Annotated in this window: 10 protein-coding genes and 1 riboswitch; all 10 genes read left to right on the top strand. The window is 42.3% G+C overall.

The annotated features are described in order from the left end of the window. Nucleotides 1-43: 43 nt before the first annotated feature. The 10 genes from mvk (at nucleotide 44) to HMPREF1519_RS10100 (ending at nucleotide 14,175) form a co-directional block, all read left to right on the top strand. Nucleotides 44-922, top strand: coding sequence for a mevalonate kinase (gene mvk, locus HMPREF1519_RS01440; protein ID WP_022496401.1), 879 nt, complete (start codon nucleotides 44-46; stop codon nucleotides 920-922). Further along, nucleotides 904-1,848, top strand: a complete 945-nt coding sequence (gene mvaD / locus HMPREF1519_RS01435; RefSeq protein WP_037610842.1) for a diphosphomevalonate decarboxylase — start codon at nucleotides 904-906, stop codon at nucleotides 1,846-1,848. The genes mvk and mvaD overlap by 19 nt, the downstream gene beginning before the upstream one ends. Next, nucleotides 1,841-2,836 carry a phosphomevalonate kinase gene (locus HMPREF1519_RS01430; protein WP_037610840.1) on the top strand — a complete coding sequence of 332 codons (996 nt, stop codon included), beginning with the start codon at nucleotides 1,841-1,843 and terminating at the stop codon, nucleotides 2,834-2,836. Before mvaD ends, HMPREF1519_RS01430 begins: the two co-directional genes overlap by 8 nt. Before the next feature lie 48 nt (nucleotides 2,837-2,884). Then, entirely contained in the window at nucleotides 2,885-3,889 is a 1,005-nt protein-coding gene (gene fni / locus HMPREF1519_RS01425; protein WP_037610838.1) for a type 2 isopentenyl-diphosphate Delta-isomerase, read from the top strand. A gap of 498 nt (nucleotides 3,890-4,387) precedes the next feature. After that, a riboswitch (M-box (ykoK) riboswitch) is annotated at nucleotides 4,388-4,543 on the top strand. A 224-nt stretch (nucleotides 4,544-4,767) separates the two neighbouring features. Beyond that, nucleotides 4,768-7,428, top strand: coding sequence for a magnesium-translocating P-type ATPase (mgtA, locus tag HMPREF1519_RS01420; RefSeq protein ID WP_022495739.1), 2,661 nt, complete (start codon nucleotides 4,768-4,770; stop codon nucleotides 7,426-7,428). A gap of 285 nt (nucleotides 7,429-7,713) precedes the next feature. Beyond that, nucleotides 7,714-9,096, top strand: coding sequence for a bifunctional UDP-N-acetylglucosamine diphosphorylase/glucosamine-1-phosphate N-acetyltransferase GlmU (gene glmU / locus HMPREF1519_RS01415; RefSeq protein WP_014633437.1), 1,383 nt, complete (start codon nucleotides 7,714-7,716; stop codon nucleotides 9,094-9,096). Nucleotides 9,097-9,175: 79 nt separating this feature from the next. Continuing rightward, nucleotides 9,176-9,724 (top strand): NUDIX domain-containing protein, encoded by a 549-nt coding sequence (locus tag HMPREF1519_RS01410; RefSeq protein WP_037610835.1) that lies wholly within the window; start codon nucleotides 9,176-9,178, stop codon nucleotides 9,722-9,724. Between the two features lie 3 nt (nucleotides 9,725-9,727). Further along, nucleotides 9,728-9,988 (top strand): cell wall synthase accessory phosphoprotein MacP, encoded by a 261-nt coding sequence (macP, locus tag HMPREF1519_RS01405; RefSeq protein ID WP_013990959.1) that lies wholly within the window; start codon nucleotides 9,728-9,730, stop codon nucleotides 9,986-9,988. Between the two features lie 66 nt (nucleotides 9,989-10,054). After that, complete coding sequence (locus tag HMPREF1519_RS01400; protein ID WP_002886153.1) at nucleotides 10,055-10,747, top strand: 5'-methylthioadenosine/adenosylhomocysteine nucleosidase; 693 nt, start codon at nucleotides 10,055-10,057, stop codon at nucleotides 10,745-10,747. 392 nt (nucleotides 10,748-11,139) lie between these two features. Next, nucleotides 11,140-14,175 carry a Spy0128 family protein gene (locus HMPREF1519_RS10100; protein ID WP_051413945.1) on the top strand — a complete coding sequence of 1,012 codons (3,036 nt, stop codon included), beginning with the start codon at nucleotides 11,140-11,142 and terminating at the stop codon, nucleotides 14,173-14,175. The last annotated feature ends 14 nt before the right edge of the window (nucleotides 14,176-14,189 follow it).

Here is a 14,189-nt window from a genome sequence, read left to right as displayed (position 1 = left end):
AAAGACACTCGCCTGCAAATTCGTCTGTGAGTGTGTATAGCTTATGACTAAGAAAGTAGGAGTGGGCAAGGCTCACAGTAAGATTATTTTGATGGGGGAGCACTCGGTCGTTTATGGTCATCCTGCTCTTGCCCTCCCTCTTAAGGATATTGAGGTTGTCTGTCAGATTCAGGCGGCTGAGACTCCTTTGACGCTCAAGGCTCAAGATCCCTTGACGACGGCGATTTTTTCAGCGCTTAATTATCTGAAAATCAAGAATCAGCCTATCAGCTATGCTATTAAGTCTAGTGTCCCTGAGAAGCGTGGCATGGGGTCGTCTGCTGCAGTGGCCATTGCGGCAATTCGAGCGGTCTTTGATTATTTTGATCAGGAGCTTAGCCAGGAGACCTTGGAAATGCTGGTTCATCAGGCGGAGACTATTGCCCATAGTAAACCTAGTGGTTTAGATGCAAAGACCTGCTTGAGTGACAAAGCCATTAGCTTTACGCGAAACATTGGTTTCAAGGAAATCGAGGTCAATTTAGGTGCCTATCTGGTCATTGCTGATACGGGAATCCATGGAAATACCCGTGAGGCCGTGGAAAAGGTTGAGGATATTGGTTTAGATGCCTTGTCAGATCTCAACCAACTGGGCGAATTAAGTCAGCAGGCAGAGGAAGCCCTCAAAGCCAAGAATCAAAAGCTTCTTGGTCAGCTCATGTCTCAAGCCCATAATCACCTTAAATCTTTAGGGGTGTCTTGTGATTTGTCGGATCTTCTAGTAGCAACTGCTCTGGAGCAAGGTGCACTGGGAGCCAAGATGTCAGGTGGAGGATTGGGTGGTTGCATTATTGCCCTAACAAGTACTAAAGACCAAGCCCGAACGATTGCTAAAAAACTTCAAGAAAAAGGAGCCGTAAACACGTGGATAGAAAGCCTGTAAGCGTCAAATCGTACGCAAATATTGCTATTGTCAAATACTGGGGTAAGGCGGATGCGGAGCGTATGATTCCTTCAACCAGTAGTATCTCACTGACTTTGGAAAATATGTATACGGAAACCAAGTTATCTTTTCTGCCTGAGGATGCGACTGGTGATGTCATGTATATCGATGATGAGCTCCAAGGGGAAAAAGAAACAACCAAGGCCAGCAAGGTTTTAGATCTCTTCCGTACTAATCCAAACCAACATGTCAAGATTGAAACTTGGAACAACATGCCAACAGCAGCGGGTCTATCCTCAAGTTCCTCAGGACTTTCTGCCCTAGTTAAAGCAGCTAACGAGCTCTTCCAAGTCGGAAAAACGCAGTCTGAATTAGCTCAAATTGCCAAGTTTGCTTCAGGCTCATCATCACGTTCTTTCTTTGGACCATTGGCAGCCTGGGACAAGGATAGTGGTGAGGTTTACCCGGTTGAAACAGACCTTAAATTGGCCATGATTATGCTGGTTTTGACAGATCAAAAGAAACCCGTATCAAGCCGGGACGGTATGAAATTGTGCACCGAAACATCGACCTCTTTCCCAGAGTGGATTAAACAGTCTGAGCAGGATTACAAGGATATGTTAGACTATCTCAAGGCTAATGATTTCCAAGCAGTCGGTGAGCTCACTGAAGCTAATGCTCTTCGTATGCACCAAACAACAAGTACGGCTAACCCACCATTTTCATATCTAACGGAAGCCTCTTATCAGGCTATGGACAAGGTTAAGGCCCTCCGTGCCTCTGGTGAGCAGTGTTACTTTACTATGGATGCAGGACCAAATGTTAAGGTGCTCTGTCTGGAAGAAGACCTAGACCGCCTAGCTGACCACTTCCGTAAGGACTATCAGGTCATTGTTTCACTCACCAAGGAGTTGCCAGATGCCTAAGCAGTCGGTCAATCAGGTCACAGTAAAAACAGGTGGGAAACTCTACATTGCTGGAGAATACTCAGTCTTAACAGCTGGGCAGACAGCCCTAATCCAATTTATTCCTATTTTCATGTCAGCAGATGTCAAGGAAGCACAAACTACCCAGTTGTCCTCAGACATGTTTGACTATAGTGTGGGCCGTGAGCTAGACGCAAATTACGCCCTCATTCAAGAGGCTTTGAATACTTTTGAGGCCTTTTGTGGTGAGAAGTTACCCGCTCTGGACCTTTCCATCACTGGAAAGTTGGAACGAGATGGGGTTAAATTTGGTATTGGTTCTTCGGGTTCTGTTGTGGTATTGACCCTCAAGGCCTTGGCAGCAGCCCTTCAGAAAGACTTATCCAAAGACATTCTCTTTAAATTAGCTAGCTACACCCTCCTCAAGCAAGGAGATAATGGTTCTATGGGAGATTTAGCTTGTATCGTATACGAGGATCTGATTTCCTATCGTTCTTTTGACCGTGAAAAAATAGCAGAGCTTATAGACCAAATAACTCTATCAGAGCTTTTGGATAAAGACTGGGGCTATCGTATCAGTCCTGTAGTGCCAGTTCTCCAAGCTCACTTTTTGGTGGGGTGGACCAAGCAAGCTGCTATTTCAAAAGACATGGTTAAGATGGCCAAATCTCGTATATCAAGCAAGTATCTAAGTGAAACAGAAGTTGCTGTCCAAGATGCCCTCAAGGCACTGGAAACAGGAAATAAGAATTTACTTAAGAGCAGCCTTCAAACTGTCAGTGACCAGTTGGAATCACTTAGTCCAGATATTTATGTGGACAAGCTGAAAAAACTCAAAGAAGCTGAGCAAGGCCTAGATGCCATTGCTAAGTCCTCTGGAGCAGGAGGTGGCGACTGTGGTATCGCCTTTGCTTTTGACCAAGCAAGCCGAGATACCTTAGTTGAGCGCTGGCAAGAGGAAGGAATAGAGCTTTTGTATGAGGTTTAGGGGTCAGCTAAGTAGACATTATCACGCAAGAAAGTAAAGAAATAACCTATGACAAATCGTAAAGACGATCACATCCGTTATGCCCTCAAGTACCAGTCGCCCTACAATAGTTTTGACGATATGGAACTTATCCACAAGTCTCTACCGACTTATGATTTAGATCAGATTGACTTGTCCACACATTTTGCGGGACGAGATTGGGATTTTCCTTTTTATATTAATGCCATGACAGGTGGTTCTGCCAAGGGTGGGGCTGTCAATCGAAAACTAGCTGAGGTGGCCAGTCGAACAGGTATTCTCATGGTGACAGGTTCCTACAGTGCTGCTCTAAAGGGGGAAGCACCAGAATCCTTTGACTATCGCCAAGAGTTTCCAGACTTAGACCTTGCAACCAATATCGGTGTGGATAAGCCTGTGGACTTGGGGATTAAGACTGTGGGAGCAATGAATCCAGTCTTTCTACAACTTCATGTCAACCTTATGCAAGAGCTCCTCATGCCTGAAGGAGAGCGTATTTTCCATACCTGGAAGGAAAATGTGGCGGCTTATGCACAGAAAATAGAGGTTCCTCTTGTGCTTAAGGAGGTCGGCTTTGGTATGGATGTGGAAACCATTCGTTACGCCATGTCTCAGGGTATCAAAACTGTGGATATCTCAGGTCGTGGTGGGACTAGCTTCGCCTATATTGAAAATAGTAGAGGCGGTAACCGTGATTACCTCAATGACTGGGGACAAAGCACCGTTCAGACCCTCTTGCAAGCCCAAGACCTTCGTGAAGATGTGGAAATCTTAGCCTCTGGCGGCGTGCGCAATCCACTTGATATGGTTAAATGTCTGGTCTTAGGAGTAAAAGGTGTAGGCCTCTCACGAACAGTTCTTGAATTGGTGGAACGTAATCCTGTGGATAAGGTTGTGGCTATTGTCAATGGCTGGAAGGATGACCTTCGTCTCATCATGTGTGCCCTTGATTGTCAAACTGTTGATGAGCTCAAATCTGTAGATTACATCTTACACGGTAAGCTACAAGGGACTTATATCAAGCAAAGAAAGTAGGAAAGAGCGTGAAATTTCTAGAATTAAGCAAAAGAAATTTTAAAAGAAGTAAATTGTTTCTTTTTTAAAATCCTTAATTTTGTTTCTCAATCTTGGTTTGACAATTTTAACGCATTCGACCAAAAGACTAATTTGGTTGTTTTTGTCATCGATTGCCTTGCTTCTAGCGAGCTAAGTGAGCAATTAACGAGACTTTCCGCTGTGAGAAAAGTTCTAGAAATACTTGTATTTCTAGAACTCGGAATTTTTGAGAGTAAAACAGTTTGGGGAACTGTTTTAGCCTGAGCCTAGAAATTAAAAAGTGAAGGGGCTCAAAAATTAGTCATGGAGCTTCGAAGAAGTTCGCTGACGTCCGCACTCACTTAAGGAAAGTCTAAAAAAATCCATTTTACAAAAGAATATCTTACAAAAAAGAGCGGAAGCTCTTTTTTTATTACCCACTCAAGCAAAAAGTAACTTTTCCCCTTGACAAGTTACCGCCTTAGGAGTATTATTTTCAGTGAAATACGGTAGGTGAGGCTACCACAAGGATACGGATGACTACCGCAAAGCAGTGGAGACACTACTCGTTGGTCAACAGTCCTGATCGCAAAGGTCAAGACTAAGCTCATTTCATTGCCTTGCGGAGCTAAAGCTTGAACGGTCCATTTTTTGACAGAATCTATTAAAAAATCAACCTCGAGTTTATAGAGTCTTACCTGTATATGGGTAGGACTCTTTTCTTTTGTCTGAGGTCCACCCACTATGTAAAAAAATGAAAGGAGAAACCTATGAGACTAATCGACGATCACCCCGAACCGCACCTAACCAGTCAATCGCTGATTAGTGTCTTAGGGACTCCATAAGTGATTGGCTCCTGATTAAATAAGGAGATTCCAATGTCAACAAATAAAGAAAGACTTATTGCTGCTCTTCAAGAGCCACTTGAAACAACCCTTACTCGCTACAAGACTCATTTGGATGGCTTGAAGGAAGACCAAGTAGAAGAAAACCGTGACCTTTATGGGGAAAATGTCATAACCAAAGGACAAGAGGATTCTATCATAAAAAAGATTTATGAATCTATCATCAATCCCTTTACTGTTATTCTCTTAGTCATTGCTCTGGTTTCCTTTATCACCAATGTCTGGCTTGCTAAACCGGGTGAAGAAGACCCAACGACTTCTATCATCATTGTCACTCTAGTTTTGATATCTGGTGGTATCCGTTTTATTCAAGAACTTCGTAGCGACAAGGCTGCCAGTAATTTGTCTCGCATGATTGTCAATACAGCAACAGTACTTCGAGATGGCAGTGAGCAAGAAATCCCAATTGATGAAATTGTGGTTGGAGATGTGGTCAAACTAAGTGCGGGAGATATGATTCCGGCTGATGTGGTCTTACTAGATTCTCGTGATTTCTTTGTTCAACAGTCTGGCTTGACAGGTGAAAGCGATGCTGTGGAAAAAGCTTGTCTGGCTAAAGCAGATGGTCAAAATCTAGAGAGCCTGCTTGAAAGTGAGAGCCTTGCTTTCATGGGAACTAATGTTATCTCTGGTCGTGCAACAGCCTTGGTTTTAGTTGTTGGTGATGAAACCATGATGGGAGCAATTGAGCAGACCATCAATACTTATGACGAACCAACTTCATTTGAACGTGAGATGAATTCCATTTCTTGGCTCTTGATTCGACTCATGTTGGTTATGGTTCCTGTTGTTTTTGTGATTAACGGTTTAACAGATGGGGACTGGCTTGAAGCCGGCGTCTTTGCCCTTAGTGTGGGAGTCGGTTTGACCCCAGAAATGTTGCCGATGATTATCACAGCCAGTCTTGCCAAGGGTTCTATCATTATGGCCAAGGAAAAGGTGGTCATCAAAAAACTTAATGCTATTCAAGACCTAGGGGCTATCGACATCCTTTGTACGGATAAGACAGGAACCCTGACTCAGGATGAAATCGTTCTTGAGTACCCTCTTGATATCCATGGTGACCTTGACCTATCAGTACTTCGGAGAGCCTATCTTAATTCTTATTTCCAAACTGGCTTAAAAAATCTTATGGACCGTGCCATTATTAGCCGAACTGAAAGAGAAGCTAAGAAACATGACATCGTTCGTGACCTTGACCAGACCTTCCACAAGATTGATGAGCTACCTTTTGATTTTGAACGTCGTCGCATGAGTGTCATTGTTCAAGACACTGATGGATTTGTTAGCATGGTGACAAAAGGTGCCCTTGAAGAAATGCTCTCTGTTTCTAACTATGTGGAATACAAGGGAGACATTATCCCATTGACTGACGATGTTCGTGAGGAAGTCCTTGCGGAAGTTGCACAGTTGAATGAACAAGGTTTGCGTGTTCTCGGTGTTAGCTACAAATCACAGCTTAATGAAAATGACGTCTTTAGTGTCGAAGATGAAAGTGATATGATTTTGACGGGATATCTTGCCTTCCTTGACCCACCAAAACCATCAGCAGCACCTGCTATCAAGGCTTTGGCGGAATATGGTGTGACCACAAAAATTTTGACTGGAGACAATGATAAGGTGACACAGGCTGTCTGTGAAAAAGTTGGTCTAGATGTGACGCACATTCTACTTGGAAGTGATCTTGATACCATGTCAGATCAAGATTTGGCTAAGGCTGTGGAAACGACAACAGTCTTTGCTAAGTTATCCCCAGACCAAAAGGCACGAATTATCCTAAGCCTTAAGGAAAATGGGCATAAGGTAGGCTATATGGGTGATGGTATCAACGATGCCCCATCCATGAAGGTGTCAGATGTGGGGATTTCTGTGGATACAGCTGTTGATATCGCCAAAGAAACTGCAGATGTTATCTTGCTTGATAAGGATTTAATGGTCTTGGAAAAAGGTTTGGTTGAAGGACGGAAGGTCTATGCTAATATGACCAAATATATCAAGATGACCGTTTCTTCAAATTTCGGGAATATCTTTTCTCTCCTCTTTGCCAGCATCTTCTTACCATTCCTACCAATGGCACCTGTGCATTTGATTGTCCTTAATCTTGTCTATGATATTTCTTGTATCGCTCTTCCATTTGACAATGTGGACAAGGAATTTCTTAAAGAGCCACATATCTGGGAAGCCAAATCAATCATGCGTTTTATGGCTTGGTTTGGACCTATTTCATCTGTATTTGATATTTTGACTTACACCTTGCTCTATTTCATCATTGTGCCAATGATTTTAGGGCATGGTTATGTTCATGGTTCACCAGAAGCAGCAGCCTTTATCATCATTTTCCAAACAGGTTGGTTTATCGAATCTATGTGGTCTCAAACCATGGTTATCCACATGTTACGTTCACCAAAACTACCATTTATTCAAAGCCACCCAGCACTATCTGTTGTTGTGACAACCCTATTTGCTGCTGTTTTTGTAACCTCTCTTCCCTACAGTCCATTGGCTAGTCTCTTAAAACTTAGTCATCTAAATGGTCTCTATTTCATTCTCTTGTTTGTTATTATCGTTTTGTATATGCTTAGTGTTACCTTTGTGAAGCATATCTATATTAAGAAATATAAAGAATGGTTATAGGACAACTATCCTTAGAAAAAAGAGCGTAAGCTCTTTTTTCATTACCTTTCATTCTGCCAAAACCTTTTCATTTATGGTATAATAGGGCGATTATAGATAATCAGAGGCCCTAAAAAACTTCAGTTATGAGGACATATTTTCTAAGAAATGAGAGACTATGTTTTCAAGGCCCCTTTCTTTCGTAGGCTATCCCAGTGGGAGGTGGAGGCCCTGAGATTTGGGGCTCAAGGCTGAGACCGCCACGAAGGAAACCATCACAAAAAAATCTTAAGAAGGAAAAAGAAAATGAGTAATTACGCAATTATCCTTGCTGCGGGTAAAGGAACTCGCATGAAATCAGATCTTCCAAAAGTATTGCACAAGGTTTCAGGCATCACTATGCTTGAGCATGTCTTCCGTGCAGTTTCAGCCATTGATCCAGCTAAGAACGTTACTGTTATTGGTCACAAGGCTGAACTTGTTCGTGAGGTTTTGGATGGTCAATCTGCCTTCACTTTGCAAACTGAGCAGTTGGGGACTGGTCACGCAGTAATGATGGCTGAAGATGAGTTGGCTGGACTTGAAGGTCAAACGCTTGTTATTGCTGGTGACACGCCTTTGATTACTGGTGAAAGTCTTAAAAACCTTATTGATTTCCACGTTAATCACAAAAATGTTGCCACTATCTTGACTGCAACTGCGGACAATCCATTTGGTTATGGTCGTATCATTCGTAACGAAAATGGCGAAGTGACTAAGATTGTTGAGCAAAAAGATGCCAATGAGTTTGAACAACAGGTCAAAGAAATCAATACAGGGACTTACGTTTTTGACAATAAACGTCTCTTTGAAGCACTAAAAAATATCAACACTAACAACGCTCAAGGGGAATACTATTTGACTGATGTCATTTCTATTTTCCGTGAGAATGGTGAAAAAGTAGGTGCCTTCACCCTTCGTGACTTTGAAGAAAGTCTTGGGGTTAATGACCGTGTTGCCCTAGCTACGGCAGAAGATGTTATGCGTCGTCGTATCAACAAAGCTCACATGGTCAACGGTGTTACTTTCCAAAATCCAAACGCTACTTATATCGACGTGGATGTGGAAATTGAGCCAGATGTTGTCATTGAAGCTAATGTGACACTTAAAGGACAAACTAAGATTGGTGCAGAGTCAGTGCTTACTAATGGTACTTATATTGTTGATTCAACTATCGGTGCCAAAACTGTTATCACTAACTCTATGATTGAGCACTCAGTGGTTGAAGAAGGTGTTACCGTTGGTCCATTTGCCCATGTTCGTCCAGATTCAACCCTCAAAAAAGATGTTCATATCGGTAACTTCGTTGAGGTTAAGGGGTCTACTATCGGTGAAAATACCAAGGCTGGTCACTTAACCTACATTGGTAATGCGGAAGTTGGTTCTGACGTTAACTTTGGTGCCGGAACAATTACCGTAAACTATGATGGACAACACAAGTTCAAGACACAAATTGCTAACAATGTCTTTATCGGAAGCAATTCAACCTTGATTGCACCGCTTGAAATTGGGGCTAACGCTCTCACAGCGGCTGGTTCAACCATCACAGATGATGTGCCAGCTGACAGCGTAGCCATTGGACGTGGCCGTCAGGTCAATAAAGAAGGCTATGCCATTAAGAAACCTCACCACCCAAGCCAACAAAAGTAGGCTTAAGACTATCTGAGCTAGATTCTCTTGTAGAGTAGAGGTAGCTTAGAATGAGGTCAGAAGTAAAAGGAGTCAATTCATGGAGTTTGAAGAAAAAACACTCAAACGTGAGTCAAAATTTAAGGGACATATTTTTGAAGTTGCAGTAGACGAGGTCCTCTTGCCAGACGGTAAGACGGCTGGTCGTGAACTCATCTTCCACAAGGGAGCAGTAGCCGTTTTAGCGGTTACCCCAGAAGGAAAAATCATTATCGTAAAACAATACCGTAAGGCTATTGAGGCGGTTTCTTACGAGATTCCTGCAGGCAAACTGGAAGTCGGTGAAGCTGGCGATGAGATGGCTGCAGCAGCGCGTGAACTTGAAGAGGAGACTCAATACAAGGGTGATCTGGAATTGATTTATGAATTTTACACAGCCATTGGCTTTTGTAATGAGAGAATCAAACTCTATGTAGCGACCAACCTTAAACCTGTGGAAAATCCACGTCCACTTGATGATGATGAGTTCCTTAAACTCTATGAATTGACCTATGAAGAGTGTATGGAACTTGTAGCGTCAGGGGCTATCCAGGATGCCAAAACTATCATCGCACTCCAATACTATGCACTTCATTTCGGAGGAAAATAAGCTATGGGCAAACCACTTTTGACCGACGATATCATTGAGCAGGCCAAGCGTGGGGAAATCGATTTAGAGGAACATCCTTATTATGAGGACTATGATCAAGAGTTCTATGACGAGGATTATGAGGCTGATTATCAGCCTTCTGCCTACAAGAGCCGTCGAATTGAGAATGCCAAACGCAATCAATTTCAACACAAGCTTAATCGCATCCTCTTTTGGGTAGTGGTCCTCTTGATTCTTCTCTTCATTGCTGTCTTTTATTTCTAAAAAGTCTATGAGTCAGATAGCCCTAGCTACTGATTCAGGAAAGATTACAAGCTGAAAAGGAACTATATGAAAATCGGAATTATCGCTGCCATGGAGCAGGAGTTAGTGCTTCTAGTGGAGCAATTGGAAAATAAGGTTGAAGAAACTGTTCTTGGCAATACCTACTACACAGGACGTTTGGGAAAACACGACGTCGTTTTGGTACAATCAGGTGTTGGTAAGGTTATGTCAGCCATGTCTGTGGCTGTCTTGGCAGACCATTTTGGCGTTGATGCCCTCATTAACACTGGTTCTGCAGGAGCAGTAGCACCTGGACTTAAAATTGGAGATGTGGTTGTAGCTTCAAAATTAGCCTATCACGATGTTGATTTGACAGCCTTTGGCTATGATTATGGGCAAATGTCTATGCAGCCACTTTACTTTGAAAGTGACTCTACCTTCGTAGAGACTTTCGAAAAGGTCTTGGCTCAGGCTTCCATTGATTCTAAGATTGGGCTTATCGCTACGGGTGATAGCTTCATTGCAGGTCAAGACAAGATTGATGCCATTAAGGGGCATTTTCCAGAAGTCTTGGCTGTAGAGATGGAGGGAGCAGCTATTGCTCAAGCCGCACACAGTGTCAAAAAGCCTTTCATCGTTGTACGTGCCATGAGTGATACAGCGGCTCATGATGCTAACATTACCTTTGATGAATTCATTATTCAGGCGGGGAAACAATCAGCTGCTATCTTGGTTGAGTTTCTCAAAGAACTTGCCTAAAATACATTAAATGAGTGCTTATGCTCATTTTCTTAATTAATTTAAAGATGACTGCTATTCATTTAAGAATGGCAGTTTTTTTCTGCTTTTAGATAAGATAAGCTTCTCATTTTTTAAAGAAAAAATCTGAATTTTAGCATTTTTCAGACGGAAGTTGAATTAAAATTATGGCAATAAAATGAGAAAGAAAAATAATATTAAAAAAGAGACTCCGAAAGAAAGCTTATCATATAAGGGTTTACAAATTTCACTATCTATTGATATCTTAGAAAGCTTTACAAAACCTCCAAAGGGGTAAATAATTATCTTGCAAAGTTCTGAAAATAGTGTATAATTCAGAATGAAAAGGGTTACAAAAATGTTAAGATTTGTAAAAATGGGAGGATAGAATCATGAATAACCGATTCGGTGATTCGAGGCAGCGTTTCTCCATCCGTAAGTTTACGGTGGGCGTTGCTTCGGTCTTACTTTCGTCTGCAGTTTTTGGTGTAAGTACCGCCAAAGCAGATCAAGCTGAAGAGCCTAAAGGGCAACCAGCGACGAGTGTACTTGAGGAAGCCAGTGAGTCTGATGGTGGGGGCCAAAGGACAAGCACTAGTGCCTCAAGTCAAGAAGTGACAGCTGAACCTACCGTTCAAGCAGAAAGTACCAGTGCTATCTCAGTAACTGCTGTTTCTAGTGAAGTTGCGCTTCAAGAGCAAACGGTTGCAAGCTCTGAACAAAAGAGTACATCACAAGATAAGACTAGTGAGGGGCTCAGTGAGAAACCTGTTACAGTCAATGAAACACGAGAAGCTAGCGCTAGCGACCTCGCTGCAGCTAACAATACGAGTTCCACTTCGTCTGATAATTTTGGACTTAAGGTTACCAACCTAAGTCGCCCGATTCCAGCGGATGTCAAGGTGACTAAGACAGGTACTGAAATCACTGTTCAAAATCCTGATGTGGAAATGGAATTTCCGAACGGAAATAGTAAGTACGCTACTAGCAAGGTTGTCTACCACAATATTCCTTTCCCTGATGATATGACTATCAATGAAGGGGATCAGGTCATTTTTAATTTGCCTGAGCAGTTGCGTTTCCGTACTAGCTACGATATCAATGTCTATAATCCAGACAATCAAATTGTAGGTCTGGCTCAAATTGATCCTGAGAAGAATCGTGTCACAACGACCTTTAATAACTATTTCCAAACACATCCCAACAATAAGCTCATGAGTTTGGAGTTGGATACCCTTTATTCTGAAGAAGTAGATGAAGGGGAACATCTTACTCTTGATTTTGAGGGACGTATCATTCATGTTTCAGTGGGTAAAGTGCAATCACCTCCTCCAGGTCAAGAGGTTATTTCTAAGTGGGGTAGTCAAGACAAGCATGATCCTACGCTTTTGAATTGGCAGATGCGTCTCAATTACTCACGACGTCTCCTTAACAACTTGAAACTGGTTGATACTTGGTCTGACAATCAAAGATTTGTGGACGGTTCTTTGCAACTTCGCTACATTGATTCGGCAGATCCTTGGATTGACAAGGGATCAGCTATGGATCTGATTAAGAGTTTCTCTTATGATGATAGCCATTTTGAGCTTAAACTCAATCAGTTGGACCGCATGGTTTATGTTTGGTATCAAACCCGTTTGACACAACCTGTTGAAGAATCAGCTAACCCTGTCAACCGTATTAAACTTCATGCTGATGTTGTTTCCGATTCTTACAAGTCAACTATTCGCTTGGTTGGTGGCCGAGGAGATGCCATCGGAGATAACCTCGCTCATTTCAATCTTGAGCTTGAGAAGGACTTGGCGGGTAGAGACCTCAAGGACAAAGAATTTACCTTCAAATTGGTTGATGTGACTGATAGTGCCAATCCTGTTGACTTAGGGGAAACCACTAATGATGCCAAGGGTAAAATCATCTTTTCAGATCTCTCACTCAGTAAGCCAGGCATCTATCATTATCGTGTGACAGAGGTTCCAGGTAATGATGAAGATGTGGTATATGACAAACTAGAAGCTAATATCACTATTCAGGTTGTTCGTGAAACTGTGGATAATCAAGTTAAATTGGTTGCCAAAGTTGTCTATCCAGAAGATATTATCTTTAATAATAAATTGGTCACTCCAGCTAAAGCTAAAATCGCATTCGGTAAGGAATTGACCAAGGCAGGCGTTAAACAAGATCTAAAAGCAGATCAATTCCAATTTGTTCTCAAAGACCGTTTTGGAAAAGTCCTTGAAACTGTTGGTAATACAGCTGATGGTCAGGTTGCTTTTAGTGAGTTAACCTTTAACAAGGTAGGTACTTACAACTACACTGTTGAAGAGCTTACAGGTAAGGATGACTCGATTGTTTATGACAGCATGAAAGCTGCTGTTTCTATCACGGTAACACGTGATGGCGACGCCCTTGTTTCAACCGTGGTTAATCCTAAAGACACTATCTTTAACAACAAGTTTGTGACTCCAGCTAAGGCCGCTATTCAGTTCAGTAAGGAATTGACTAAGGCAGGTGTCAACCAAACTTTGACTGCTAATGAGTTCCAATTTGTTCTCAAAGATAGTGCCGGTCATATTGTCGAAACAGTTGGTAATACAGCTGATGGTCGTGTTGCCTTTAGTGAACTTCACTTTGATAAGGCAGGAACTTACACTTATACTGTTGAAGAAGTTAAGGGAACTAACGAAGATATCATCTATGATGGTATGAAAGCAACTGTCTGGATTACAGTGACACGAGATGGTGATGCTTTGGTATCAACAGTTGCTAATCCAAAAGATACTGTTTTCAATAACTATGTGAAAGACGTGCAACCAGCTAAGGCCAAATTCGAATTGACCAAGGTTCTTACAGGTCGTAACCTCAAAGATGGTGAGTTTAGTTTCGTTCTCAAGGACGACAAGGGTAATGTTATCCAAACAGTGACCAATAATGCACAAGGAAACATTAGTTTTGAAAATATTGTCTACGACAAACCAGGTGTTTACTACTACACTGTTGAAGAAGTCAAGGGCAATGAAGCTGACGTGGTTTATGATAACATGGTGGCTAAATTCCAGGTGACCGTTACTAAGACTGTAGGTGAAAAGGAAAATCTGCTTGTAGCAGCTGTCCTTCTTCCTTTGGATACAGAATTTAACAATAGTTACATTCCTCCAAAACCTCCTACACCGCCAACACCGCCAACACCACCGACACCACCAAGTGTCCCACCTAAACCACCAGTGGTTCCGCCAACACCACCAACTCCGCCTACTCCACCAGTGACTCCAAAACCAGCTAAACCAGTTCAATCCTCTGAGAAATCAGGACCTCAACTTCCAGAGACTGGTCAAGCTAACGATACTGCTTTGCTTGCCCTCGGAGTGGCAGCAGAAGTAGCCGCAGTCATGGGTGTAGCATATAGCCATCGTCGCCGTAAAGACGTTTAAGATGATGACCTAAA

The sequence above is a fragment of the Streptococcus sp. SR4 genome (assembly GCF_000517725.1).
Taxonomy (GTDB): Bacteria; Bacillota; Bacilli; order Lactobacillales; family Streptococcaceae; genus Streptococcus; species Streptococcus salivarius_F.
The sequence above is the reverse complement of the archived record's forward strand: the minus strand, read 5'-3'. Positions and strand labels throughout refer to the sequence as shown.